At 73.5% G+C, this 24241-nt stretch carries 22 protein-coding genes and 1 tRNA gene; 12 read left to right on the top strand and 11 right to left on the bottom strand.

Annotated features, from left to right (window positions below; translation table 11 throughout):
- Positions 1-72 precede the first annotated feature (72 nt).
- The 4 genes from ACFUEL_RS01425 to ACFUEL_RS01410 all read left to right on the top strand — a co-directional run bounded on the left by ACFUEL_RS01425 (position 73) and on the right by ACFUEL_RS01410 (position 3169).
- Positions 73-774, top strand: a complete 702-nt coding sequence (locus tag ACFUEL_RS01425) for a hypothetical protein (RefSeq protein WP_380233833.1) — start codon at positions 73-75, stop codon at positions 772-774.
- A gap of 96 nt (positions 775-870) precedes the next feature.
- Positions 871-2202: a UDP-glucose dehydrogenase family protein gene (locus ACFUEL_RS01420; protein ID WP_380233832.1), complete on the top strand. Its 1332-nt coding sequence runs from the start codon at positions 871-873 to the stop codon at positions 2200-2202.
- A 50-nt stretch (positions 2203-2252) separates the two neighbouring features.
- Positions 2253-2615, top strand: a complete 363-nt coding sequence (locus ACFUEL_RS01415) for a hypothetical protein (RefSeq protein ID WP_380233831.1) — start codon at positions 2253-2255, stop codon at positions 2613-2615.
- A gap of 35 nt (positions 2616-2650) precedes the next feature.
- The gene (locus ACFUEL_RS01410; protein WP_380233830.1) at positions 2651-3169 is read left to right on the top strand and encodes an NUDIX domain-containing protein; all 519 of its coding nucleotides are present in this window, start codon (positions 2651-2653) and stop codon (positions 3167-3169) included.
- 204 nt (positions 3170-3373) lie between these two features.
- Here ACFUEL_RS01410 and ACFUEL_RS01405 read toward each other — a convergent pair whose 3' ends face one another.
- Entirely contained in the window at positions 3374-4057 is a 684-nt protein-coding gene (locus ACFUEL_RS01405) for an RNA polymerase sigma factor (RefSeq protein ID WP_380233829.1), read from the bottom strand.
- Between the two features lie 341 nt (positions 4058-4398).
- On the opposite strand from ACFUEL_RS01405, the gene ACFUEL_RS01400 reads away from it, so the two are divergent.
- The 3 genes from ACFUEL_RS01400 (at position 4399) to ACFUEL_RS01390 (ending at position 7287) form a co-directional block, all read left to right on the top strand.
- Positions 4399-4902, top strand: coding sequence for an NUDIX domain-containing protein (locus ACFUEL_RS01400; RefSeq protein ID WP_380233828.1), 504 nt, complete (start codon positions 4399-4401; stop codon positions 4900-4902).
- An 807-nt stretch (positions 4903-5709) separates the two neighbouring features.
- A complete protein-coding gene (locus tag ACFUEL_RS01395) occupies positions 5710-6018 on the top strand; it encodes a helix-turn-helix domain-containing protein (RefSeq protein WP_380233827.1) in 309 nt (102 codons plus the stop codon).
- Entirely contained in the window at positions 6019-7287 is a 1269-nt protein-coding gene (locus ACFUEL_RS01390) for a tyrosine-type recombinase/integrase (RefSeq protein ID WP_380233826.1), read from the top strand.
- An 88-nt stretch (positions 7288-7375) separates the two neighbouring features.
- Here the strand turns inward: ACFUEL_RS01390 and ACFUEL_RS01385 are convergent, their stop codons facing one another.
- The 4 genes from ACFUEL_RS01385 to ACFUEL_RS01370 all read right to left on the bottom strand — a co-directional run bounded on the left by ACFUEL_RS01385 (position 7376) and on the right by ACFUEL_RS01370 (position 10720).
- Positions 7376-8326, bottom strand: a complete 951-nt coding sequence (locus ACFUEL_RS01385) for a DUF4238 domain-containing protein (protein ID WP_380233825.1) — start codon at positions 8324-8326, stop codon at positions 7376-7378.
- 224 nt (positions 8327-8550) lie between these two features.
- A tRNA-Pro gene (locus ACFUEL_RS01380) sits at positions 8551-8624 on the bottom strand.
- Positions 8625-8760: 136 nt separating this feature from the next.
- Positions 8761-10068 (bottom strand): MFS transporter, encoded by a 1308-nt coding sequence (locus ACFUEL_RS01375; protein WP_380233824.1) that lies wholly within the window; start codon positions 10066-10068, stop codon positions 8761-8763.
- Positions 10069-10162: 94 nt separating this feature from the next.
- Positions 10163-10720, bottom strand: a complete 558-nt coding sequence (locus ACFUEL_RS01370; RefSeq protein ID WP_380233823.1) for a TetR/AcrR family transcriptional regulator — start codon at positions 10718-10720, stop codon at positions 10163-10165.
- Between the two features lie 191 nt (positions 10721-10911).
- Here ACFUEL_RS01370 and ACFUEL_RS01365 point away from each other — a divergent pair, with 191 nt between their 5' ends.
- Positions 10912-11631, top strand: a complete 720-nt coding sequence (locus ACFUEL_RS01365) for an SDR family oxidoreductase (RefSeq protein WP_380233822.1) — start codon at positions 10912-10914, stop codon at positions 11629-11631.
- Positions 11632-11765: 134 nt separating this feature from the next.
- Here ACFUEL_RS01365 and ACFUEL_RS01360 read toward each other — a convergent pair whose 3' ends face one another.
- Positions 11766-12431, bottom strand: coding sequence for a YbhB/YbcL family Raf kinase inhibitor-like protein (locus ACFUEL_RS01360; protein WP_380233821.1), 666 nt, complete (start codon positions 12429-12431; stop codon positions 11766-11768).
- Between the two features lie 154 nt (positions 12432-12585).
- On the opposite strand from ACFUEL_RS01360, the gene ACFUEL_RS01355 reads away from it, so the two are divergent.
- Positions 12586-13467 carry a helix-turn-helix domain-containing protein gene (locus ACFUEL_RS01355; protein ID WP_380233819.1) on the top strand — a complete coding sequence of 294 codons (882 nt, stop codon included), beginning with the start codon at positions 12586-12588 and terminating at the stop codon, positions 13465-13467.
- Between the two features lie 71 nt (positions 13468-13538).
- Here ACFUEL_RS01355 and ACFUEL_RS01350 read toward each other — a convergent pair whose 3' ends face one another.
- Positions 13539-14237: a type 1 glutamine amidotransferase domain-containing protein gene (locus ACFUEL_RS01350; RefSeq protein ID WP_380233817.1), complete on the bottom strand. Its 699-nt coding sequence runs from the start codon at positions 14235-14237 to the stop codon at positions 13539-13541.
- A gap of 233 nt (positions 14238-14470) precedes the next feature.
- On the opposite strand from ACFUEL_RS01350, the gene ACFUEL_RS01345 reads away from it, so the two are divergent.
- The gene (locus ACFUEL_RS01345) at positions 14471-15394 is read left to right on the top strand and encodes a LysR family transcriptional regulator (protein ID WP_380233816.1); all 924 of its coding nucleotides are present in this window, start codon (positions 14471-14473) and stop codon (positions 15392-15394) included.
- 45 nt (positions 15395-15439) lie between these two features.
- On the opposite strand, the gene ACFUEL_RS01340 is transcribed toward ACFUEL_RS01345, so the two are convergent.
- A complete protein-coding gene (locus ACFUEL_RS01340; RefSeq protein WP_380233815.1) occupies positions 15440-16624 on the bottom strand; it encodes an MFS transporter in 1185 nt (394 codons plus the stop codon).
- 373 nt (positions 16625-16997) lie between these two features.
- Here ACFUEL_RS01340 and ACFUEL_RS01335 point away from each other — a divergent pair, with 373 nt between their 5' ends.
- Positions 16998-18077, top strand: coding sequence for a helix-turn-helix transcriptional regulator (locus ACFUEL_RS01335; protein ID WP_380233814.1), 1080 nt, complete (start codon positions 16998-17000; stop codon positions 18075-18077).
- A gap of 119 nt (positions 18078-18196) precedes the next feature.
- On the opposite strand, the gene fusA is transcribed toward ACFUEL_RS01335, so the two are convergent.
- Both fusA and ACFUEL_RS01325 read right to left on the bottom strand, forming a co-directional pair.
- Positions 18197-20323, bottom strand: a complete 2127-nt coding sequence (gene fusA, locus ACFUEL_RS01330; RefSeq protein WP_380233813.1) for an elongation factor G — start codon at positions 20321-20323, stop codon at positions 18197-18199.
- A gap of 493 nt (positions 20324-20816) precedes the next feature.
- Complete coding sequence (locus tag ACFUEL_RS01325; protein WP_380233812.1) at positions 20817-21707, bottom strand: LysR family transcriptional regulator; 891 nt, start codon at positions 21705-21707, stop codon at positions 20817-20819.
- 168 nt (positions 21708-21875) lie between these two features.
- Here ACFUEL_RS01325 and ACFUEL_RS01320 point away from each other — a divergent pair, with 168 nt between their 5' ends.
- Positions 21876-22751 (top strand): NmrA family NAD(P)-binding protein, encoded by an 876-nt coding sequence (locus ACFUEL_RS01320; RefSeq protein WP_380233811.1) that lies wholly within the window; start codon positions 21876-21878, stop codon positions 22749-22751.
- A 133-nt stretch (positions 22752-22884) separates the two neighbouring features.
- Here ACFUEL_RS01320 and ACFUEL_RS01315 read toward each other — a convergent pair whose 3' ends face one another.
- Entirely contained in the window at positions 22885-24201 is a 1317-nt protein-coding gene (locus tag ACFUEL_RS01315; protein ID WP_380233810.1) for a hypothetical protein, read from the bottom strand.
- Between the last annotated feature and the right edge of the window lie 40 nt (positions 24202-24241).

The following is a 24241-nucleotide window of genomic DNA, read 5'->3' as shown; positions in this document are numbered from 1 at the left end:
CACGTAAAGTGCGGTCAGAAGGGTGTCCAGTTCTTCGGTCGTCACAACCCGAATGCTGGACACCCTTCCTGCATGTCCGAAGCAGAACCAGCAAAACCAGCTGACTTCGGAACTACTCGTCTAGCGGCGCTGGCCGGCCTGCTGCCCTTCCAGGTCAAGATCGGCTGCGGCACCAGCATCGAGGCGGGCATCCCGCCGCTGCACTTCCTGCACGAGGTGTACCGGGTCACAGCGCGCAAGGACAACGCCCTCACCCAGTCGCACCCGTTCACGATGGCCCCCGGCGACGACCTGCTGGTGCAGGAGATGCTGCTCGACCCGGCAGGGAAGGGCGAGTCGCTGGTGGCGATGTTCCGCGCGTGCTTCACCGCGGAGCCGACGGCCGCGCACCGGGCGATGCGGGCGCTTCAGGAGGCGGGGGCGATCGTCGGGCCGGTGATCACGCACAACTTCGACCTGCTGCCGGCGCGGGCGGGCCTGGCGGAGTGCTTCGTGCGGCGCTACGACCAGCGCGTGCCGGAGATCGAGCTGCACCCGAAGGCGAAGGCGCTGCTGGTGATCGGCCTGCACGCCGACCGGCGGTGGGTGCAGGAGCGGGCCCGCGCCGCCGGGACGAAAGTGGTGTTCGTCGACCCGGAGGGCCTGGAGGAGAACGGCGTCTTCAAGGAGTACCCGATCGAGGGTGCCCAGACCGGCGATGTGATCGTGCGCCAGCAGGCGATCCCCGCGCTGGAGCGGCTGTGCGAGCTGCTCGGCGTCACCGCCGCAGCCTGACGAACCGTCAGAAACCGTGAATGAATCGCGGTAGCGTCGGGGGGTGCGTCGGAGCGTGCGCACCCCCCACCAACCCACCGCAGAAGGACAGTTGACATGCGCGTTTCCGTGATCGGCTGCGGTCACCTCGGAGCCTCCCACGCCGCCGCAATGGCCGAGCTCGGGCATGAGGTGATCGGCGTCGAGATCGACCCCGACAAGTGCTCCACCCTCGCCAGCGGCGCCTCCTGGTTCTACGAGAAGGACCTCGACCCGCTGCTGGCCAAGCACGTGCCCACCGGCCGCCTGCGCTTCACCACCAGCCTCACCGACGCCGCCGACTTCGCCGACGTCCACTTCCTCGCCGTCGGCACCCCGCTGCGCGCCGACGGCGAAGGCTACGACACCTCCGAAGTGGTCTCCGCCGTCGAACAGCTCGTGCCGCTGCTGAACCGGCCCGCGACGATCATGGGCAAGTCCACCGTCACCGTCGGCACCGTCGCCCGCCTCCAAGCCCTGATCGCCGACCTCGCCACCGTCGAGGGCATCGAGCTGGTCTGGAACCCCGAGTTCCTGCGCGAGGGCCACGCGGTGGAGGACAGCCTGCGCCCCGACCGCATCCTCGTCGGCCTGTCCGCTCCCACCGCCCTGGCCGCGGTCAAGGAGGTGTACGCGCCGATCCTGGAGCGCGGCGACATCGAACTGGTCGTCACCGACCCGGCCACCGCCGAGGTCGCCAAGTCGGCGGCCAACGCCTTCCTTGCCATGAAGGTCTCCTACATCAACGCCATGGCGCAGGTCTGCGAGGCCGTCGGCGCAAACGTGGACGACGTCGCCCGCACCATGGGCATCGACCACCGCATCGGCCACGCCGGGATGCGCGCCGGGATCGGCTTCGGCGGCGGTTGCCTGCCCAAGGACGTCGCCGCCTTCACCCACCGCGTCGGCGAGCTCGGCGCGACCGAGGCCTACGACCTGCTCACCGCCGTCCAGAACGTCAACCGGGCCCGCACCACCGCCGCCGCCAACCTCGTCGAGCACGCCGCCGGCCGTCCCGTGGCCGGCCTGACGATCGGCTACCTCGGCGCGGCGTTCAAGGCCGGCACCTCCGACGTGCGCGACTCCCCGGCCCTGCGCCTGGCCGACCTGCTGCACCGCCGCGGTGCCAGCGTCGTCGTCCACGACCCCGAGGCCCTGGACAACGCCCGCCGCTCCCACCCTCACCTCGGCTTCCGCGACACCGCCCTCGAAGCCGCCACCGGCGCGGACCTCATCGTCCTGGGGACCGAGTGGCCGCAGTACACCCGCGACGCCGACCTGCCCGCCGCCCTCGCCGAGGTGGTGCGCGAGAAGACCGTCGTGGACATCCGCAACGCCGTCGACGCCGCCCCCTGGCTCGACGGGGGATGGACGCTCCACCAGCTCGGCCGCCCCACCCGCAAGCAGTAGCCGCCCGTCGGCAGCCCGCCGCCGGAAACCTCGAACAGCAGGAGGACACCATGAACACCGCCACCACCGGCACCAGCGCCGTCCCGCTCTGGGAGCAGATCGCCGAGCTCCACGGCCGCGACCGGCGCCGCAGCCAAGCGCCCGAGGGCGTCGCGGAACTCCTGCTGGTCACCAAGGTCTCCGAGGAGGCCAACGAGGCCGCCGAGCTGTACCGCCGCTCCAAGGGCTGGGGCACCGACGGGCCGATCACCGCCCTCCCGCGCGAGGTCCAGCACGAGATGTGCGCCGCGATCCTGGCCGGGATGGTCGCCCTGCACCAGCTGTGCCCCGACGGCACCGCCGCACAGGTCTGGGACGACTACCTCTCCTACGGCTACGCTCGCGCTGCCGCCGAGAACCGCACCGCGGCCTGACTCTCCCCTCCGGCCGAGACCGACAGGAGAAGCATGTGTCCTTCCTTCCTCTCCCGAGCGGCGACCGCGACTGGCTGCCACCCGAGGAGTTCGTCACCACCCTGCCCCGCGCCACCGTCTACGCATCGCTGTACATCACCGACCAGCAGGACCGGCCGATCCTGCTCAACTCCTCGGTGTACGTGCCCGACGACGGCACCCAGGTCTGGCAGTTCCCCGGCGGGCAGATGGACGCCGGCGAAACGCCCGATCAGACGGCCCTCCGCGAGGCACGCGAGGAGATGGGCCTCACCCTGGCCTGCGGCAGGCTCCTCGCCGTCCACTTCCGCCTGCCCGAGGCGACCTGGCCCGCCAACAAGATCGGCCTGATCTTCGACGGTGGCCAGCTCAGCACCGAGCAGATCGCCGCGATCCGGCTCGACCCCGGCGAGCACAGCGAGTGGGCTGCCCGCCCCCTCGACCAGTGGGCGCAGGTCCTCCGCTCCACCACGGCGGACCGGCTCCGGCAGACCGCGGCCGCCAAGAAGACCGGCACGACCGCCTACATCGCTTAGAACAACCAGCACCTGGCCGTCGGCCGCCCTAGATTCCACCAGGGCGGCCGGCTTCGCGTCGCACCCCGGTCGCCGCCGTCCTGCCACGACCCTCCGGCGGGCCCGGCGAGCGAGCGACGACGGCAGGACCAGGGTGCCGCGCGAGGCCAGATCTGGGGCTGGAGGACACCGCGTCACAACCCCGACGACCAGCTCCGCCTCCTGTCACAGGTGGTGAAGGATCTGCTCGATCACCCGGAACAGCTCGTGGAACACCGTCATCCAGCGGGCGGTTGCCTCCGCGATCGCGAACCAGCGGCTCTCCCTGAGCTTCGTGACACCGCGCCCCGAGGTCCTCGTGATGGCACCCTTACTCACCCCATGCCGGCGGGCCGTCTCCGCCGCCGAGTCGCCGTACATCTTGTGGTCGACCAGGTAGGCGCGCTCCTTCTCGGTGAGCTCAGGGATTTCGAGCGCCTTCTCGATGTCCACACGCTCCTCCGCCGACACCTCGCTCTCCGGCGCCGCGTCCTCGGGCAGCTCGCCCACGTAGGAGACGTACTTCCCGGTGTACTCCGGGGCCGTCCGGTAGATGACCCGCCGGGCGATCGTGAACTGGACCCGCTCCGGGTGGCGCATCCTGTCCATCCCTTCCAGGACCTCCATGAAGGTCTCCTGAACGATGTCCTCCACCACCTGGCCGCCGAGGTGGCCGGCGCGGCGCTGGACATACGCGGTGATCCGATGCTTCTGCAGCAGGTAGAACCGAGCGGGCGCGGAGGTGAGGCGCCAGCAGCTGCCGCACCACTGCATCGGATCGGCGTGCGCGCCAGCCACCGCACGCACGGCGTACTCCCTCGGGTCGCAGGCCAGGCAGACGGGGTCGGACAAGGGCATCAGGGCCTCCACGGGCAGGACCGGACCGGGGATCGGTCAGTCGTTCACCCAGTACGTGTGCGGGGAGACCTCGAACGGACGACAAGGTCGACCATGATCTTTTAGAAGCGCGCCCGAACCCCTCCCGCGCCACTGACCGTTCATCCTCTCGCAGCGGGACGAATCCGACGAACCTGCAGTTGCGGCGGAAGGCTGACTGGCAGCCAGTTATCCGATCGGTCAGGGCATCGTCTTCCTGGTCCTCGCTAGCAAGGTCATTGACGAGGGCGGCGGCCCAGGCGTAGCCCAGTCCTGCTCCAGCTCGTTACGGTGGATGGTCGGCGGCGACAGCCCGCCCTCAGAACGGAGCACCCGTGGGCTGGCTACCGCCCGAGCAGTACGTGACGACCATCGAGAACGCCACGATGTTCGGCTGCTTCTTCGTCACCGACGTCCACGGCCGCCCCCTCGGACTGCGCTCGCGCCGCGACCCCGACGTGTGGCAGTTCCCTGGCGGAGACGTTGATCCCGGGGAAGACCCGCTGACTACCGCCATCCGTGAGTACCGCGAAGAGACCGGCCATGACCTCCGCACCATCCATCCGGACCTGGCTGAGCATCCCCGGCTGCTTGCCGTCACCTACGCTTCCGCCGGCGCCGCGTGGCCGCGGGCGAAGGCCGGGTACGTCTTCGACGGCGGCACCCTGACCGCCCAGCAGCTCGACACGATCACCCTCCAGGCCAGCGAGCACACCGAGTGGGCCGTCCACGACCTCGAGGGCTGGGGGAAGCTGATGACCGGACCGCGGCATGAGTTCGTCAGCAAGGTCGCCGAAGCCCGCGTCTCCGGGCAGACCCTCTACCTCGGCGCGCTGTGACCGGACGGCGGCCTGACGTCCGCCCCGCACCGGCTCGTGTGCAGCAGAACCGACCGGTCGACCCCGGAGTGAGCGCCGCCCGGTGGTCTCACGGAGAGTGCCCGCCGGAGCCGCGAATGGGCCTGGCTGGACGGGGGCGTACGTGGGTGGAAAGGGGGCCTGAGGGGGCGGTTCGGGGGCGTCGTCCCCGCACCGTCCCCGCACCGGCCAACAATTCGGGCATTGCGGGCACCGGCCAGAGAGGCGTGAACAGCCCCCGAACCGCTCCGGGAACGAATAAGGCCAGGTCAGACGGCGTCTGACCTGGCCTCGACCGTGGTGGGCCGCCAGGGGTTCGAACCCTGAACCTACGGATTAAAAGTCCGCAGCTTTTGAGTTAGCTGCGGTGGGGTGCCAGGCGCCAGCCGTGCAGTGCCCCTTACGTTCGTCACAGAACGTGTCCGAGGCCCCTCGTCTGCCGCCACTTTCAGGGTACTCCGAAGCATTGCCAGGGCAGCCCGACCGCGCCCCACCGGGCAAGGACGCCATTCACAGCGCGCATCGCCGCCGGCACCAAGAATCGGCTCCCGCCCTGGGCCGACCTGCAACGACCTCCGACAACCACAGACACTCTTCTGCGATCGCAGACGCCAGATCGCCTCCCACCCGGCCTGCCCGCCTAATCTCGACGCGCTTCACAGAACCAGGCGTGCGTACGGTCTGCCCCATCCAGCACGCCAACCCCTGTTCCGCCCGTCCAAGCGGACAGGTGACTGTGGGCGTGCCCGGCCGAGCCCACACGGCTCCACCACCCAGCAGAGGGAGACCATGCACGCCCGATCCCACATCCCCGCCGCGAATCGGCTCTCGAACCCGACTCCGGCCGTCGCCGCCTGCCCCGCGCACGAACCCGACCCGGCAACGGAGTTCGACCTCCTGCACAGCGGCTGGTACTCGACCGAGGAACTCGCCTCGCTGCTGAAGGTCGACCCCTCGACCCTGCGGCGCTGGCGCTCCGCCACTCCCCCGCAAGGCCCGCCCTTCGTCCAGATCGCGCCCCGGCTCTACCTCTACAGCATCCCCGACACCCAGCTGTGGCTCGCCCAGAAGCGCACCGACCCATCCGAGGCAGCCTGAATGTCCGACCGCACCCCGCTCATCCCGATGGGTGTCAAGCTCACCACCGACATTGAGCACCGACCCGACCGCCGTCCGGAGTTCCGCTACCGCGCCCGCGTGCGCTGGACAGAACCCAACGGCGGCGGCCGCAAATCCGCTTCCGCCTCCGTCCCCACGCAGACCGAGGCCGAAGCATGGATCGCCTGTATGAAACGGGCCGCAGGACGCGGCATCACCCCCAGAACCCTCACCATGACCCTCGCCGACTACGGCGACGAGAACTGGGACCTGGCGATGCGCAGCCTGGAGACCACCACCCTCGACCCCTACACCGCGGGCTGGAAACTCCGCGTCGTCCCGGTCATCGGCCACATACCCGTCACCAACATCACCAACGGCATCACCGACCGGGCCCTCCACTCATGGATCGCCGACGGGCTCAGCGTCTCCTCCGTCAAGAACAGCCTCGCCCCGCTCGTCCGCGTCATGGAGCAGGCCGTCCGCGACGGCCTCATCGACTTCAACCCCTCACGCATCAACGGCTGGCAACGCCTCTACAAGAAAGCCGAGGACGAACTCGACGACCCCCGATCCCTCGCCCTCGCCGACTGGGACGCCCTCGACCAACTCGCCAACGCCCTGGTTGAACGCTCCCACAACCACTACCGCGGCTGGGGCGACATCGTCCGCTTCGCCGCCTGCACCGCCGCCCGCATCGGCGAGGTCTCCGGCGTCCGCGTCAAAGACATCAACCGCTTCGACTGGACCTGGGACCTGTGCCGCCAGACCACCACCGCCCCCGGCGGCCTCATCGATAAAGGCACCAAGGGCAAACGGCGGCGCACCGTCCCCATCATCGAAGAGATCCGCGACCTCGTGAACCGGCGCATGAACGTCGTCGGCAACGACCCCATGGCCCGCCTCTTCACCGGCCCGCGCGGCGGCCGCATCACCACCGCCATCCTCCGCGACGCCGCCCACTGGGACGAAGTCGTCGTCAGCCTCGGCTACGAGTACCTACGCCGCCACGACCTCCGGCACACCGGCCTCACCTGGCTCGCCGACGTCGGCGTCCCCATCCACGTCCTGCAGAAGATCGCCGGGCACGGGCACATCACCACGACCCAGCGCTACCTTCACCCGGACAAGAGCTCCATCGAGAACGCCGGACGCACCCTCAGCAAGCATCTCTCGGCGGAACGGCAGCCAATCCTCGCCGAACCACACGGCGCGAATCACGCGGATGCCAGCGCAGCGCCCATCCGCCACCTACGGCTCGTTCAGTAGAGTCCGCGTCCCGTGAACGCCGCCGGGTCGAACTCGGCATGCTGCGCCGGACAGCATGCCGAGTGGTCCGGCGAACTCATCACCCGCTTCAGCTTCTTGAAGAACTCCTCGAAGTGGGCGGAGCGTGCTCGTCCAGCCAGCGGCGTTCGACGGTCAGATCAGGAGCCAGTACTGCGTACCGCATCGCGTACATGGGTGCCGGGTGTTCGTCCCCGTCCCAGGCAGCAGGCTGGCGGGGGCCTTCCGGCTTCCAGTGACGCCACGGGTCATGCCGGGGATGGTGGAGAACGAAGGCGTCCGCCACGTCGTAGACGATCTGCACCAGAGCCATCCCCAGCCCGCCGTGGAACTTCATTCGGTGGTCCGAGCGCTTCAGCGGATCCTGCTCCTGCATTCCACGGCCGGGCAGGAACAAAAACCGGTGGGGATCGAGCGGAAGAAGAATGTCGCAGACCTCCACCGCCGCCAGTTGGTTGCCTGTGTCTTGGCCATTCAGCATCACCAGGGGCACGTCGCTGGTGAGCAGACACATGTCGCTGAACCCCAAGCCCCACGATCTGGTGAAGAGAACCAGCGCGAGCGCAGCGAGGTGTTCGGCTATGTAGCGCAGATGCGGATTGTTGGCGGCAATCGCCGCGATATCCGCCGGCACCTGCGCCGCCTCCTCTGCCGGGCCGACGTCGAACATCAGCCGCTTCCGCTGGCGAGTGGTCCGCAGCACCTGCGCGGCCATCCACCAGGCCAGGTGAAGCCGCTCGTCGGCCGTCAGCGGCCACCGCTGGGGCAGCGCCCCCTCGGGGGCGTCCAGCATGGCGTCGAAGACAGGCTTCGCCCTGCTATCGAGGTGCGAGAAGAATTCCTCGACCACGTGGTGGGGCACGCCTTCCAGGGTGGCCTCCCAGTAATAGCCGCGCTCGGCAAGGATGTTGCCGACTATCGCGGGGAACGGTGCGTCGATGGCAGCGGTCCTGCGCACGGTCAGTTCGTGCTGACGTCGGCCGCGGTGCTCGGCGAACCGCCTCAGGTACATCTGCGGCACCGTGTGGTCCCGGGTTCTCCCGGCTTCGCGCGCCGTCTTCTTCCCCGATGAGGCTCTGCCCAATTGCCCTCCCAGCTGCGCCCGGCCGGCACCGCGGTCCCCGGCTGGTCCCTGGCAAGATCGCCCGAAGCATGGCAGGGGCAGGTGGCGGCTTCAAGAGGCGGGAAGCAGAAAAGGCCGCTGATCTGGGATTTCTCCCGAACAACGGCCTTCCGACATCACTGTCGGGACGACAGGATTTGAACCTGCGACCCCTTGACCCCCAGTCAAGTGCGCTACCAAGCTGCGCCACGTCCCGTGGTCGTCCGCCCGGTGGCCCTCGTGGGCTCCTTGGCTTTCTGACCTCGCCCCCGATCTCTCGGCGACGTGGAAAACAATACAGCACGTCGGGGGGTGCTCGCTGCCAGGTTTCGGGGGTGTGGCGGCGGGTGGGGTCAGGGGGTGGGGTGGCGGGCGTCGTAGCGGAGGAAGGCCGGGCGGCGGGCGGCGAGGTAGAGGACGGCGGCGACGCAGGCGAGGCCGCCGGTGAGGATGGAGAGGGTGGGGGTGGTGAGGGTGGCGACGGTGCCGGATTCGAAGTCGCCGAGGCGGGGGCCGCCGGCGACGACGACGATGAAGACGCCCTGGAGGCGGCCGCGCATCTCGTCGGGGGCGGCGACCTGCATCATCGTGTTGCGGAAGATCATCGAGACGGTGTCGGCGCAGCCGGCCGCGGCGAGCAGGAGCAGGCCGAGCGGGAGGTTGCGGACGAGTCCGAAGGCGGCGATGGCCAGGCCCCAGGCGGCGACGGAGGCGAGGACGGCGACGCCGTGGCGGTGGATGCGGCCGATCCAGCCGGAGAAGAGGCCGCCAGCGAGGGCGCCGACGGCGGGGGCGGCGGCGAGCAGGCCGACGGTGCCGGCGTCGCCGCCGTAGAAGGGGAGGACGATCGCGGGGAAGAGGGCGCGCGGGAGGCCGAAGATCATCGCGGCGAGGTCGGCGGCGAAGGAGGTGCGCAGGTTGGGTTGTCCGCGCAGGAAGCGCAGGCCGTCGAGGACGGTGGCGCGCTTGCCGGCGGTACTCTGCGGACGCATCGCGGGCAGGCGCCACATCGCGTAGAGGGTGGCGGCGAAGGCGACGGTGTCGACCAGGTACGCGCTCTGCGCCCCGTACGCGGCGACGGCGACGCCGCCGAGCAGCGGGCCGACGGTCTGGCCGAGGTTCATGCCGATGGTGTTGAGGGCGTTGGCGGCGGGCAGCTGCTCGCGCGGGACGAGGCGCGGGATCATCGAGGACCTGGCGGGCGAGCTGACCGCGAAGAAGCCGCCCTGGAGCGCGACGGCGGCGTACAGCAGGGCGGTGGAGCGCAGGTCGAGCAGGGCCTGGACGGCGAGCAGCGCGGAGACGGCGGCGAGGCCGGCGGAGCCGACCAGACCGAGCAGGCGGCGGTCGACCCGGTCGGCGATGGCGCCGCCGTACAGGCCGAAGACGACCAGCGGCACCAGGGAGCAGAGGCCGACCAGACCGGTGCGGAACGGGGAGTGGGTGAGGGCGTAGACCTGGATGCCGACCGCGAGGGTGGTCATCTGCTGGCCGATCGAGGAGACCGTCTGTCCGAACCAGAGCCGCCGGTAGTCGGGGCTGCGGCGGAGCGGGGTGAGGTCGGCGAAGGCGCCGCGGGTGAGGCGGCGCAGCCCGGTCGCGGCGGGCCGGGGCTCGGGGGACGGGGGCGGGGACGGTCGGGACGGCGTTTCGGTTGGCACCCCGCCATGCTCGTCCAGGCGTTCGACGATCTTGCGGGCGGGGTGGGGCCGGGCGTCCGGCGCAGCGACCGGGCCGGCGGACGTCCCGGCCGGGTCAGCGCAGCAGGGTGCGGGTGAGGAGTTCGGCGAGCCGGTCGTCGAGCGGGTCGCGGGTGGCGAGCAGCCGGTACCAGAGGAGGCCGAAGGCGAGGTCGACGGCGGCGGCGGGGGTGAGCTGGGGGGCGAGCGCGCCGGCGGCGTGGGCGCGGGCGGTGAGGGTGCCGAGCGCTTCGCGGCGGGGGGCGAGCAGGGTGTGGTGGAAGCGTTCGCCGAAGGCGGGGTCGATCTGGGCCTCGGCCATCAGGGTGCGCAGGGCGTCGGTGGTGGGCGGGGTGGCGGCGGCGAAGGTGGCGGCGAGGAAGGCGTGCAGGTCGGCGGCGTGGTCGCCGGTGTCGGGCAGCGGGATGTGCTGCCGGGCGTGCGCGGTGACGGCTTCGAGCAGGACGTCGGCCTTGCCCGGCCACCAGCGGTAGAGCGTCTGCTTGCCGGTGCCGGCCCGGGCGGCGATGCCCTCGACGGTGAGGCGCGCGTACCCGGCCTCGGTGAGCAGCTCGTACGCGGCGGCGAGGATGGCACGCCGGCTCTCCTCGCTGCGTCGGCGGCCCGGACGCAAGGGAGTTGACGCAGTGTCAGTCGTTCCGGCCGTTCCGGGCGCGGCCGCCGCTCCGGCCGGCCCGTTCGGCTCTGGGTTCGCTTGCTCGATCACGGGAGCCACGCTACCGTAATTCGAGACGAGACGTAGCGGTTCGAAATTGGAGCCGGTCGGCTCGTCCCATCGATGCAGCACAGGGGAGAGGGCACAACATGAGCGAGCGCACCGCACTGGTCGTCGGCGGCACTTCGGGCATCGGACTGGCCGCCGCCCGCCAACTGCGCGCCCGGGGGGCCGTGGTGCACGTGGCGGGCCGCAGCAAGGAACGACTGGAAGCGTTGGCGGCGAGCGACCCGGAGCTGATCGGGCACCGGGCGGACGGCGGCGACCGCGAGCAGATCGCCGAAGTCCTGTCCACCATCGGCACGTTGGACTGGCTGGTGATCTCGCTGAGCGGCGCCGAGGGCGCCGGGGCGTTCGCCGAGCTCGACCTCGGCGCCCTGCGCAACGCCTTCGACGCCAAGTTCTGGGGGCAGTTGACCACCGTGCAGGCGGCGCTGCCGCACCTGTCCGAGGACGGGTCGGTCACCCTGGTCACCGCGATCTCGGCGCGCACGGGCCTGCCGGGCACCGCCGGGCTGGCCGCGGTGAACGGGGCGCTGGAGGCGATGATCCGGCCGCTCGCCCTGGAGTTGGCCCCGCGCCGGGTCAACGCGGTCTCCCCCGGCCTGGTCGACACCCCGTGGTGGAACGACCTGCCGCAGGACGCCCGGGAGGCGTACTTCGCCCAGGCCGCCGCCCAGCTGCCGACCCGCCGGATCGCGAGCGCGGAGGACGTCGCCGAGGCCGTCGTGCTCGCCGCGACCAACCGCAACCTGACCGGCACCGTCCTGGAGACCGACGGCGGCCTGCGCCTCTCCCCGCTCCGGTAACCCGACCCCGCCCCCGCCCACGACCCTGCCCGCGGCCCGCCTTCAAGCCGACCGCGCTCCCGGGCCGTGACCGGTCCCCGGCCGGGCGGGGCTCGCCGGACGGGGCTCACCGGACGGGATTCACCGGGCCGGGTTCACCGGGCGGCCGACACCGTGGTCTGCGCGTAGCCGATGACGTGGCCGCCCATCCCGAAGGCGGTGACGGCCGCGGGGGTGGCGGCGGGCTGCGCCAGGCTCGGCGTGTCCAGGGCGTAGACGGTGATCCGGTAGTGGTGCGGGCGGTCGCCGACCGGCGGGCACGGGCCCAGGTAGCCCTGCACGCCCGCGTCGTCGGCGCCGGCCACCGCACCGGCCGGCAGGGTCCTCCCCAGGCCGGTGGCGTCGGCGGGCACGTCCCAGACCACCCAGTGCCAGAAGCCGGAGCCGGTCGGCGCGTCCGGGTCGAACATGGTGACGGCGAAGCTCCGGGTGCCGGCCGGGGCGCCGTGCCACTCCAGGCGCAGCGGCTGGTTCCCGCCGTCGCACCCGAACGCGTTCGCCCAATTGGCCTGCGGGAAGCGGCCGTTCACCAGGTCGGGGCTGCTGACCGTGAACCGCTGGGCGTCGGCCGGGATCCCGGAACGGACCGAGACCCGCCCGAACTCCTTGGCCTCGCCGCGCACCTTGGCACTCGAATCGGCGGCCCCCAGCAGCGTCATCGCGGCGGCGGCGGACAGCAGGACGGCGGCGGTCCGGGACGGCCGCGACCACCCGGCGGTGATGGTGGTGGTGGCGGCGGTCGTACGGGGTGAACGTGACATGGCGCGGGGCTCCCGGTCGGTCGTCGGTTCTTGCCTTCGATGTCCCAACCCTCGCCCGGTGCCCGCCACTTGGGGAGGCCCTCCGAATGGTGGCACTCGGCGTACCAGTCTCGGCGCTGGACCGGCCGCCCGGCCGGCGCCGATGATCGGGGGCATGACCGAACGCGTACCCGCCCGCCGCAGCGAACTGGCCGCCTTCCTCCGGGCCAAGCGCGCCCGGCTGCAGCCCGAGGAGGCCAGCCTGCCGCGCGGGCCGCGCCGCCGCACCCCGGGGCTGCGCCGGCAGGAGGTTGCCCAGCTCGCCGCCGTCAGCGTCGAGTGGTACGTCCGCCTGGAGCAGGGCCGGGTCGGCACCCCGGGCACCGCCGTCCTGGACGCCATCGCCGAGGCGCTGCGCCTCACCCCCGACGAGCACCGGCACCTGCACCTGCTCGCCCGCGACGAGACCCCCGTCCTGCCCGCGAGCGGGCCCAGGCACCCCGAGGTGCCCGGCTCGCTGCGCCAACTCCTGGACGGGATACCGCTGTTCCCCGCCTACCTGACCGACCACCGGCTCGACGTGCTGGCCCACAACGCGGCGGCCCGGGCGCTGTTCGGCCCGGAGTTCGGCACCGGAACGACCGACAACACCGCCCGGATGCTCTTCCTCGACCCAGCGACCCGGGCCGGCCAGCTCGACTGGGCGCGGGTCGCCCGGGAGACCGTCGGCCACCTGCGCACCGCCGCCGCGCACCACCCGGACGACCCGCAGCTGGCCGCGCTCCTCACCGAACTGCGCTCCCACAGCCGCGAGTTCACCCTCTGGTGGGAGGACCACACCGTCCTGGAGCGCACCACCGGCACCAAGCGCGTCCAGCACCCCGAAGCCGGGCCCCTCCTGCTCCACTACGACATCCTCACCACCGGCCCGCACCGCCTCTTCACCCTCACCCCCGCCGACCCCGCCACCGACCGCGCCCTGCGCCACCTCGTCACCACCCACACCGCCGCCCGCACCGCCACCCACCCCGCCGTCCGCCCGATCACCGCGGCCTGAGCACCGCGGCTACCGTGCGGACGGTGAATGGCGGACGGCGGACGGCGGACGGCGCGCCGGACCCGGCCGGTTCAGCCCAGCTGCCTGAGCAGTTCCTGGGCCAGCGGGGCCGAGGAGGCCGGGTTCTGGCCGGTGATGAGGGTGCCGTCGACGACGACGTGCGGGGTCCAGGGGGTGGCGGTGTCGAGGGTGAGGCCGGCTTCGGTGAGACGGGTCTGGAGGAGCCACGGGGCGCGGTCGGCGAAGCCGGCCAGGGTCTCCTCGGCGTCGGTGAAGGCGGCGACGCGGCGGCCGGCGAAGGCGTTGCGGCCGGTGGCGGGGTCGACGGCGGCGAGCAGCGCGGCGGGGCCGTGGCAGACCACGGCGAGCGGCTTGCCGGAGGCGAGGGCGCGGGTGAGCAGCCGGCCGGAGTCGGCGTCCCGGGCGAGGTCCTCCATCGGGCCGTGGCCGCCGGGGTAGAGGACGGCGTCGTAGTCGTCGAGGTCGACGTCGGCGATGGCCAGCGGGTGGTCGAGCACGGTCATCGCGGCCAGCGTGTCGGCGAGTTCGCGGGCCCCTTCGGCACCGCCGTTGGCGTCGGGCCCGAGGCTGGCCGGGTCGACGGGCGGGACGACGCCGCCCGGGGTGGCGACGTCGACCCGGTGGCCGGCCGCGTGCAGGGCGCGGTACGGGGTGGCGACCTCCTCGGCCCAGTAGCCGGTGGGGTGTTCGGTGCCGTCGGTGAGCGTCCAGCGGTCGGCGCCGGTCATCACGAACAGGATCTTCGACATCTCGGGTTCCTCCGGGGTGGGGGTGGGCTGCGTCGTGGTTGCGCCCCGACCGTAGACCGGCCGACCCATCGGTATCCAATGGGTGGACCGATGGGAGCGATCGGTTCTCCGATGCCTCTGCCCGCCCGTCCCACCGGTACGCTCGCCCCGCAGCAGCTTGCCCGCTTGCCCGCTCGCCCGCATGCCCGCTGAAGACCCGCCCGATGGGGTTTCGCCCGATGGAGGCCCGCCCGATGGACGCTCCCCCGCCGCCCCCGGCCGCCGAGCCGCCGGACCTCAACCAGTTGCGCACCTTCCTCGCGGTCTACCGCCTGGGCTCGTTCACCGCGGCCGCCCGCCGCCTCGGCCTCTCCCAGTCGACGGTGACCGCCCAGGTCCGCGCGCTGGAGCGGCGCCACGGGCGGGAGCTGTTCGAGCGGCAGGCCCGCGGCGCGGCGGCACTGCCCGCGGCGGACGAACTCGCGGCGCGGGTCGCCGAGCCGCTGGACCGGCTGGCCGACGCCGCGGAGCACCGCCCGGCGGCCGAACCGGTGCACCTGGCCGGGCCGGCCGAGCTGCTCGGCACGCTGGTGCTGCCCGCGCTCGCCCCGCTGGTCGCGTCCGGGGTGCGGCTCCGGGTGGCCACCGGCCTGACCGATCCGCTGCTGGACGAACTCCGCTCCGGGCGGCACGACCTGGTGATCGCCACCCGCCGCCCGACCGGTCGGGCGCTGACCGCCGTACCGCTGGCGGACGAGGAGTTCGTCCTGGTCGCCGCCCCCGGCTGGCCGTCCCCGGCGGGCCAGGCCCCACCGGCCGCCCCGGCCGACCTCGCCGAGGCGATCCCCCGGCTGCCGCTGGTCAGCTACGCCGAGGACCTGCCGATCGTCCGCCGCTACTGGCGGCACGTCTTCGGCCGCCGGCTGCACGGCCGCCCCGCCGTCACGGTGCCCGACCTGCGGGCGGTGCGCGCGGCGGTGGCGGCCGGAGCGGGCTGGAGCGTGCTGCCCACGTACCTGTGCCGGGAGGAGCTGGCGACCGGCGCGCTCGTCCCGCTGCTGCTGCCGGAGGACCCGCCGATCAACACCGCGTACCTGGCGCACCGCCCGGAGCCCGCCCCGAACCCACACCTGGCCGTCGTCCGGGAGCAACTACTGGCCGCCGCCCGCCACTGGTGACCCCGCCGCCCCCTGCCCCGCGCCGCGACGTCCCGCCGGGTCCGTTCAGCCACCGGCGGCCGGAGCGCCCTGTTCGTCGTCCCGGCCCGCCCGTCGTCCGAGGGCGCGGAAGCCGAGGCCGCCGGCGGCGACCAGGGCGGACAGGAGGGGCCAGAAGAGCATGCCGTGGTGTTCGATCAGCGTGCCGACCAGGAGGGGGCCGCTGACCGCGGAGACCGCCCAGGCCAGGTTGACCAGGGCGAGGAAGCGGCCCCGGGCGGCGGCCGGGGCCGCGGTCGCCGCGATCGCGGTGCAGGCCGGGCCGGCGAGGATCTGGCCCGCGGTGAACAGCAGCACCGCGCCGAACACCGACCAGGGCCGGCCGCCGCCGAGTGCCAGGGCGGCGATCGCCCCGGCCATCAGCGCCGCCGCCCAACCCACCACCCTGGTACGGGCGAAGGCCGCCAGCCGGGCCGTCGTCGCGGACTGCGCCAGCACGATCAGCACCGCGTTCAGGGTCAGTGCGGTGGACGGCACCCAGGCCAGCAGCCCGGCAACCTTCACCAGGTAGACCGGCAGCACCACGGTGGGGACCAGCCAGCCGAACCCGAGCGCGGACTGCGCGGCCAGCAGCCCCAGCAGCCGCCGTTCGCGCAGCAGCGCCACCCACCCCGGGGCGCTCTGGCGTACGACACGCCCCCTCGGGCGCGCGGAGCGCCCCGGACGCGGGCCCGGCGCGAACAGCAGGGCGGCCGCCACCACGCTGGTGGCCGCGTTCACTGCGACCACCGCCACCGCCGCGCCCGGCCAGCCGGTGCCCAGCAGCAGGCCGCCGGCCGCGCCGCCCAGACCGGCGGCGGCGTTGGTGCCGGCCGTGGTGAAGGCGTACCAGCGGTCCAGTTCGGCGCCCTCGGCCAGGTCGGCGACGAAGCCCGGCCAGGCGGCGAAGTACAGCCGCTCGGCGGACAGCACCACCAGCATCGCGGCGACCAGCCCGAACAGCGAGTCGACCAGCAGGTAGCCGAGGTAACCGGCCGCCGCCAGCAGGTTGTTGACGATCAGCGCGGTGCGCGCGCCCCAGCGGTCGACCAGCGCGCCGGCCAGCGGGGCGACCGGCAGCGACAGCAGGGTGGCCAGCGAGCTGCCGAACCCGACCTGGGTGACGGTCAGTTCGGTGGTGAGGACGAAGAACAGGAAGGACAGCGGCACGAACATCCCGACCCCGAACGCGTCGAGCACGGTCGCCGCCACGATCCGCCGGTGCCCGGTCAGGTCCGGCACCCCGAGCCCGGCCCGCCACCAGGCAGCACGGGCGGCCCGAGCAGTACTAGCGGCAGAAGGAGAGGGGACAGGGGCAGGAGCGGGGGCGGGGGCGGGGGCGGGGATCGTTTCGGCCATGCCCACCACCTTCGGCGAGCCGCCCGCCCGGCCACCAGAGCGGACGGTGTCCGAACCCTGCACTGCCGGTTCCGGCCAGGGCCACCGGCCGCGGCCCGCACCCTTTGACACCGGGCGCCCCAATGGTCTAGACCTACCCCAGAGTGGTCGAACTGGGCGGACGGAGGAACGGCGGCGATGCACACGGTGACCTACTCCGGCCGCCGCACTCCGGGCGTCCGCTGAGATGCCCGTCGCCCTCCAGGCGTTCCGGGCGTTCGGCCTGAGCGATCCGGCCGGCCGACTGTACCGTGAACTGCTGCGCACCCCCGATGCGACGGACGCCGAACTGACCTCCCGCCTCGGCCTCACCGTCGACCAACTGCGGTTCTCCCGCAGCGAGTTGACCGGACTCGGGCTGCTCAGGCCGTCCTGGGACGACCCGACCACCCTCCACCCGGTGGTGCCGGAGCTCGGACTGGCCGCGCTACTGGCCCGCCGCGAGGCCGAACTGCTGCTCCACCAGCAGGAGTTCGAGCAAGCTCGAGCCGCGTTCGGCCAACTGCGGGCCGAGGCCGAGGCCGAACGCCGCCACACCCGCACCGAGAACCTGATCGGGACGGACGCGATCCGCGACCGCCTGGCCGAACTCGGCGCGGACACGGCCTCCCAGGTCCTGGTCCTTTCCCCCGCCACCGACCCGACCGCCGCACAGAGCACCGCACAGAGCACCGAGCACAGCACCGGGTACAGCACCGAACCGATCGCCGAACCGGTCGCTGAGCCGCCCACCCCCGCAGGCGCCCTGCTGGACGAGTCACTGTGCGCCGAACTACTGCGCCGCGGCGTCGAGTTGCGCACCCTGTTCGTCGACGCGGTACGCCGCCACCCGCCCGTCGTGGAGTACGCCCGCCGTCTGGTCGAGCTCGGCGGCCAGGTGCGCACGGTGCCCGCCCTGCCGCTGCCCATGGTCGTGCTGGACCGGGAGACCGCCCTGCTGCCGCTCGACCCGGAGCGCGCGGACACCGCCACCGTGCTGCACGGGCGCGGGCCGGTGGCCGCGCTGTGCGCGCTGTTCGACGGGCTGTGGCACAGCGCCGCCCCGCTCTGCCACCCCAGGGGGCGTGACCGGAACGGCATGACGGCGCAGCACTACGCGCTGCTGCGGATCCTCCAGCAGGGCGACACCGACGTGGTCGCGGCCCGCAAGCTCGGCGTCTCCGAGCGGACGGTCCGGCGGCTGTCCGCCGAGGCGCTGGAGGTGCTCGGTGCCCGCAGCCGCTTCCAGGCCGGGGCCCGCGCCACCGAACGCGGCTGGCTGCGCTGACCGGCGCAAGCACGGAACGCGGCCCCGCCCCGTCCCGCCCCGCAAGGGGACGCCCCGCGAGGGGAGGGAGGCAGGACGGGGCCTCGTCCGCTACTGCTGTGCCGCTACCGCTGTGCGCACTACTGCTGCGCCCGCGGCGCCGGCGCGTACCCGGCGGGCCGGGTGCTGAACGTGCCCCGGCCCTGGGTGCGGCCGCGCAACGCGCCCGCGTAGCCGAAGAGTTCGGCCAGCGGGACGGTCGCGGTCAGCACCGCGCTGCCGCCGCGCGGCTCGGAGCCGTGCACCCGGCCGCGGCGGGCCGACAGGTCGCCGAGGACGCCGCCGACGCCGTCCGGGGGCACCGTCGCGGTGAGTTCCACGACGGGCTCCAGCAGCAGCGGGCCGCCGCGCCGCAGGGCCTCGCGCAGGGCGAGCCGTCCGGCGGTGCGGAACGCCAGGTCGGAGGAGTCCTTGACGTGGGTCGCCCCGTCGGTGAGGGTGACCCGGACGCCGGTGACCGGGTGGCCGAGCGGGCCGTCCGCGAGGGCGTCCCGGCAGCCCGCCTCGACGGCCTGCACGAACTCCTGCGGGACGCGCCCGCCGGTGACGGTGGAGCGGAACTCGAAGCCGTCCGTGCCGGGTTCGCCGAGCGGGGCGACGTCGACCACGATGTGCGCGAACTGGCCGGAGCCGCCGTCCTGCTTGACGTGCCGCAGGACGAGGCCGGCGACCGCCGTGGCGAGGGTCTCCCGGTAGGCGACCTTCGGCCGTCCGACGGTGACCTCCAGTCCGGCGCGGCGCAGCTTCTCCACCGCGACCTCCAGGTGCAGTTCGCCCATCCCCGACAGCGTCCGCTGCCCGCTCTCCGGGTCGCTGCCGACGACCAGGGACGGGTCCTCCTCGGTGATCCGGGCCAGCGCGACGGCCAGCCGGTCGGTGTCGACCGTGCGACGGGCCTCGACCGCGACGGTCACCACCGGGGCGGCGGGGACGGCCGGTTCGAGCACCAGCGGGGCGTGCGGGGCGCACAGCGTGGTGCCGACCTTGGCGCCCTTCGCGCCGACCACGGCGACGATGTCGCCGGCCACCGCGGTGTCGGTCTCGGTGTGCCGGTCGGCCTGCACCCGCAGGATCCGGCCGATCCGTTCGGTGCGCCCGGTGCGGGCGTCGAGCACGGTGTCCCCCTTCCGTAGCGTGCCGGAGTAGATCCGCAGGCTGCTGAGTCGGCCGGTGGTGCTCGCGGAGACCTTGAACACCAGTGCGGAGAAAGGCTGTTGGGCGTCGGCAGTGCGCTCCTGCGGGCTGCCGTCGAACTCCCCGCGCACCGGCGGGACGTCCAGCGGCGACGGCAGGTACGCGGTCACCGCGTCCAGCAGCGGTTCGACGCCGCGGTTGCGGTACGCCGAACCGCACAGCACCACCACCGCCTGTCCGCTGCCGGTGAGTTGGCGCAGCGCGCCGGTGAGGGTGGCGGCCGTGAGGGTGCCGGTGGCGCAGTACTCCTCCAGGGCGGCGGGGTGCAGTTCGGCCACCGCCTCCGCCAGGGCCTGCCGCCGACGGGCCGCCTCGGCCGCCAACTCCTCGGGTACGTCGCCGACTTGGCAGCCGTCGCCGGGTGCGGCGCCGTCCGGCCAGGTCAGTGCGCGCAGGCCGACCAGGTCGACCACGCCGACGAACCCGCCCTCCCGGCCGATCGGCAACTGCACGGCCAGCGGCACCGGGTGGAGCCGCTCCCGGATGGAGGCGACGGCGGCGTCCAGGTCGGCGCCGGGCCGGTCCATCTTGTTGACGAACGCGATCCGCGGCACGCCGTGCCGGTCGGCCTGCCGCCACACCGACTCGCTCTGCGGTTCGACGCCGGCGACCGCGTCGAACACGGCCACCGCGCCGTCCAGCACGCGCAGCGAGCGCTCCACCTCGTCCGCGAAGTCGACGTGGCCGGGGGTGTCGATCAGGTTGAGCAGGTGGCCGTCCCACTGGCAGCTGACGGCCGCGGCGAAGATGGTGATGCCGCGGTCGCGCTCCTGCGGGTCGAAGTCGGTGACGGTGGTGCCGTCGTGGACCTCGCCGCGCTTGTGGGTCTCCCCGGTCAGGAAGAGCACCCGCTCGGTGACGGTGGTCTTGCCCGCGTCCACGTGGGCGAGGATGCCCAGGTTCCGGACGGCGGCCGCGGCGGAGACTGCGGGGACGGCGGGAACGGCGGGAACAGCGGAGACTGCGGGGACGGCGGTGGTGGCAGCAGTGGTGGTGACGAGTTCGGTACGCATGGTGGCCCGTGGCCCTTCGGAGTTCGCTCCTGGAATCGGCAGCGCGATTCACGGCCCCACGAGGCGCGTCCGCCGGCCCGTGCGCACCCGTGCGGCGTCCGCCGCATCACGTCGGCAGGCGGGCAGAACGGGGGTCAACGAGCTGGGGAGGACGGGGAGTTCGTGGTTCCTACCGGCACCGGCCGCGCAGCGGGCACCGGCCCGCCCGGGACACCAGGATCACCTCGAACCGCGACGGGGGAACGACAACGGCGGCAGTACGCACGACCGGCCCCTCCCTCTCCACTCACGTCACGGTGCGCCCAACGGCCTCTGTGGGCGCGGGCGTTGTCCAGCGAGCAGAGTCTAGGAAAACCCCGGCCCGGTCGTCACCACATTTTCCGAACCCCTCAACTCCGCCGTTCGGCAAGGAAGTCGGACGCCACCCGGCCCGCCGCCGTCACCGCCCCCGCCATCGCCGCCCGTCCCGTCCCCGACGCCCCCACTCCCGCCATCACCGTCCCGCCCCCGCCGCCTCCGCGAACGCGACGAAGGCGTGCACCTTCGCCGTGACGGTGTCGTCGCGCCAGACCAGGGCGCCGTTCGCGACCGGCAGGCCGGTGAGCGGGCGGCTCAGCACCCGGGGGTGCCGGTGGCCGAGGAACAGCCCGCGATGGGTGGGCCAGACGGTGTCGCTGACGGCGACCAGGTGCAGCGCCTCCTGGTAGGTGCGGCCGCCGGGGGTGCGGCGCAGCGGGCGGCCGTGCGGGGTGAACGGCGGTGTGGCGGCGTACCGGAGGGTGTCGGGGGTGCCGGCGGGGCTGTCGAGGACGGGCCAGTCGGCGAGTTCCTCGATGTCGATCCCGGGCCGGTCGGCGAGCGGGTGGTCGGCGCGCAGGGCGAGCACCCGCGGGTGGGAGACCAGGACGGCGCCGACGGCGAGGCCCGGCTCGTCCACGGGCAGCAGGGTGAGCAGCAGGTCGACCTCGCCGGTCAGGAGCGCGGCGTACGGTTCGACCCAGGGCACTTCGGTGGCGTCGACCCGGCAGGCGGGGTGGCGGCGGGTGAAGGCGGCGACGGTGTCGGTGAGCGGCGGCCCGTTGAGGCAGCCGAGGAACCCGAGGCGCAGGGTGCCGGTGACGCCGCGGGCGATGGCCACGGCCTCGTCGTAGCTGCGGCGCAGGCCGCGGTGGGCGTCGCCGAGGGTGCGGCGGGCGTGGGCGCCGAGCGGGGTGAGGGCGACCCGGCGGCTGGTCCGGGTGAACAGGGGTGCGCCGATCCGCCGTTCGAGGGAGCGGATGAGCTGGCTCACCCGGGACTGGGACAGGTGCAGCCGCTCGGCGGTGCGTCCGAAGTGGAGTTCCTCGGCCAGCGCGAGGAAGGTCTCGATCTCGGTGAGGTCCACCGGTGTTGCACCCCCGGGTTCGTTCGGTCCGGCCACCCCGGCCTCGGCTGATCGATGAGTACGGCTACTGGATTGTGTGCCGGAACGGCCTTGATCGCGGGGCGGGTTGACCGGATCTTTGACCTGACGTCACGTCAGAAGGCGAGACGGAAGAGCCAGGGAGAAGTCATGATCGTGGTGACGGGTGCGACCGGCACGGTGGGTTCGGCGGTGGTCGGCGGCCTGCGGGAGCGCGGGGTGCCGGTGCGGGCGCTGGTCCGGGACGCGGCCTCGGTGCCGGCCGGCTGGGACGCCGGGGTGGAGGCGGTGGTCGCGGACTTCGCCGACCCGGCCTCGCTGGACGCGGCGCTGGCGGGCGCGGAGACGGTGTACCTGCTGGTGGCCGCGCAGTCGGCGATGGTGGAGCACGAGCGGAACGTGATCGACGCGGCGGTGCGGTCGGGCGGCCGGCCGCGGGTGGTGCTGCACGCGGCGGCGGGCGCGGACGGCGCTCCGACCGGGGCGCGCTTCGTGGACGCGCACGTGGCCGGTTTCGCGCACCTGCGGGCCAGCGGCCTCCCGTGGACGGTGCTGACGCCGAACGGTTTCTTCCAGAACTTCCTGGGCATGGCGGCCTCGGTCCGCACGGGCGTCCTCGCGGTGCCGGGCGGCGCGGGCGCGGTCTCGTACGTGGACGCCCGGGACGTGGCGGCGGCCGCGGTCACGGTCCTGGTCGAGGACGGCCACCAGGGCGCGGTGTACACCCTGACCGGACCCGACCCGCTGACCCACGCCGCGCTGGCGGAGGTCCTGGCGGAGACGGCCGGCCACCCGGTGCGGTACGTGTCGCCGAGCCCGGAGCAGGCGCTGGAGGCGCTGGTCGGCGCCGGGTACCCGCGGTGGAACGCGGAGGGCGTGGTCGAGCTGTACGGCTACTACGCGGCGGGCCGGGCCGCGGACGTCAGCCCGGACGTGGAGAAGCTGACCGGCCGCCCGGCCCGCCCGTTCGCCGCGTTCGCCGCGGAGTTCGCCACCGCGTTCACGACCCCGCCGACCGGAGCCTGAGCCGCCCCGCACCCCGGAGCCACCCGAAACCGGAGCCTCCCCGCGCCCGGAGTCACCCAAAACCGGAGCCTCCCCGCGCCCCGGAGTCACCCGAAACCGGAGTCACCCGGCCGGCTCCGGGGCGCGGGAACGTTCAGGGGGCCGACTCCCCCGTCAGGGCGGCGAGTTCACGCTCCGCCTGCCGCGTCCGGACGTGTTCCGGCCCGTACCGCTCGCGCCAGCCGGCGGCGTTGGCGGTGAGGACGTCCCGGGCCTCGGCGGTGCGGCCGAGCGCGGCCAGGACGCGGCCGTACAGGGTCTCGGCGACGAGCGCGGTGTAGTCGTGCGGGTGCCGTTCGGCCCGGCAGTGGGCGAGGAACGGCTCGACGGCCCGCAGGGCGTCCTCGGGGCGGCCCAGTCCGAGCTGGGCGGCGGCGAGGTCGGACTGGAACACCGTGACAGCGCCGGGTCCTCCGTTCGCACCGCCCGCCGCGCCGCCCGCCACGGCCGCCCCGATGGCGAGGTGTTCGAGGGCCAGTTCCAGCGCCTCCTGGTGGCGCTGCTGGGCGTTGAGGGCCTCCGCGAGGGCGTGTCCGAGCCGGGCGTGGGGCTTGCTCTCCGGCCCCCTGGCCCGCTGCCATTCGGCGGCCGCCTCCCGGGCGACGGCCTCGCCCTCGGCGGCCCGGTCCTGCTGCACGAGCGCCTGGGCGAGGACGGCCGCGGCGGGCCAGCGGCCGAGCGCCGCCGGGTTGTCGGCGGCGGCCCTGAGCACGGCGCGGGCCGCCCGCTCGGCCTGGGCCGGGTGTCCGAGCCGGAGCAGGGTCCGGGCCAGTTTGCCGCGCAGCCGCAGGACGGTGGTGTCGGACCGTCCCGTCTCCGCGCCCGTCTCCGCCTCCACTTCCGCTTCCCGGTGCGCGGCGGTGTCGGCGTAGAGCCGGGCGGCCTCCGCCTCGCGGCCGAGGCCGAGGCCGAGGTAGGCGTCCGCCAGGTCCTCGGCGGACAGGCTCCCGGTCAGGTCGCAGTCCGACTGCCGGGCTAGTTCCCGGTGTTCCTCCAGGACGGCGACCGCTTCGGCGTACCGTTCGCTCCGCACCAGGACGGTACCGAGGGCGGCGAGCGCGTCGAACCGGAGGTCCTGCCGGGGGTGGTCGGAGTGCGGGGCCGCGGCGTCCACGACCGTCCGGAGCACCCGTTCGGCCTCCGCCCAGCGGCGCAGCAGCACCAGGGTGCGGCCGTACTCGAACCCGGCGAGCAGGGTGTTCGGGTCGTCCGGGCCGAGCTGTTCGGTGCCGAGCCGGACGGCCCCGGCCAGGGTGGCGGCGACGGCGTCCCAGGCACGGTCCCGGCGCTGGGCGCGGCCCTCGGCGATGAGCCGGTCGATCTCCTGTCCGGCCCGGTGCCTCGCCCCGACGACCGCCGGCGTCGCCCTGTTCTCGGCCTGCCGGGCCCTGCGTTCGGCCAGGAATCCCATGCCCGCGCCCTCTTTCCCCTCGATCCGGGGGCAGAGCGTA

It is taken from the genome of Kitasatospora sp. NPDC057198 (assembly GCF_042670125.1).
In the GTDB taxonomy this organism is placed as follows: domain Bacteria; phylum Actinomycetota; class Actinomycetes; order Streptomycetales; family Streptomycetaceae; genus Kitasatospora.
The sequence above is the reverse complement of the archived record's forward strand: the minus strand, read 5'-3'. Positions and strand labels throughout refer to the sequence as shown.

Excerpts from the sequence above, each read along its gene's own strand:
- ACFUEL_RS01425 (WP_380233833.1), top strand. The coding sequence starts at position 73 with ATGTCCGAAGCAGAACCAGCAAAACCAGCTGACTTCGGAACTACTCGT.
- ACFUEL_RS01420 (WP_380233832.1), top strand. The coding sequence starts at position 871 with ATGCGCGTTTCCGTGATCGGCTGCGGTCACCTCGGAGCCTCCCACGCC.
- ACFUEL_RS01415 (WP_380233831.1), top strand. The coding sequence starts at position 2,253 with ATGAACACCGCCACCACCGGCACCAGCGCCGTCCCGCTCTGGGAGCAG.
- ACFUEL_RS01395 (WP_380233827.1), top strand. The coding sequence starts at position 5,710 with ATGCACGCCCGATCCCACATCCCCGCCGCGAATCGGCTCTCGAACCCG.
- ACFUEL_RS01390 (WP_380233826.1), top strand. The coding sequence starts at position 6,019 with ATGTCCGACCGCACCCCGCTCATCCCGATGGGTGTCAAGCTCACCACC.
- ACFUEL_RS01365 (WP_380233822.1), top strand. The coding sequence starts at position 10,912 with ATGAGCGAGCGCACCGCACTGGTCGTCGGCGGCACTTCGGGCATCGGA.
- ACFUEL_RS01360 (WP_380233821.1), bottom strand. The coding sequence starts at position 12,431 with ATGTCACGTTCACCCCGTACGACCGCCGCCACCACCACCATCACCGCC.
- ACFUEL_RS01355 (WP_380233819.1), top strand. The coding sequence starts at position 12,586 with ATGACCGAACGCGTACCCGCCCGCCGCAGCGAACTGGCCGCCTTCCTC.
- ACFUEL_RS01350 (WP_380233817.1), bottom strand. The coding sequence starts at position 14,237 with ATGTCGAAGATCCTGTTCGTGATGACCGGCGCCGACCGCTGGACGCTC.
- ACFUEL_RS01345 (WP_380233816.1), top strand. The coding sequence starts at position 14,471 with ATGGACGCTCCCCCGCCGCCCCCGGCCGCCGAGCCGCCGGACCTCAAC.
- ACFUEL_RS01335 (WP_380233814.1), top strand. The coding sequence starts at position 16,998 with ATGCCCGTCGCCCTCCAGGCGTTCCGGGCGTTCGGCCTGAGCGATCCG.
- fusA (WP_380233813.1), bottom strand. The coding sequence starts at position 20,323 with ATGCGTACCGAACTCGTCACCACCACTGCTGCCACCACCGCCGTCCCC.
- ACFUEL_RS01320 (WP_380233811.1), top strand. The coding sequence starts at position 21,876 with ATGATCGTGGTGACGGGTGCGACCGGCACGGTGGGTTCGGCGGTGGTC.
- ACFUEL_RS01315 (WP_380233810.1), bottom strand. The coding sequence starts at position 24,201 with ATGGGATTCCTGGCCGAACGCAGGGCCCGGCAGGCCGAGAACAGGGCG.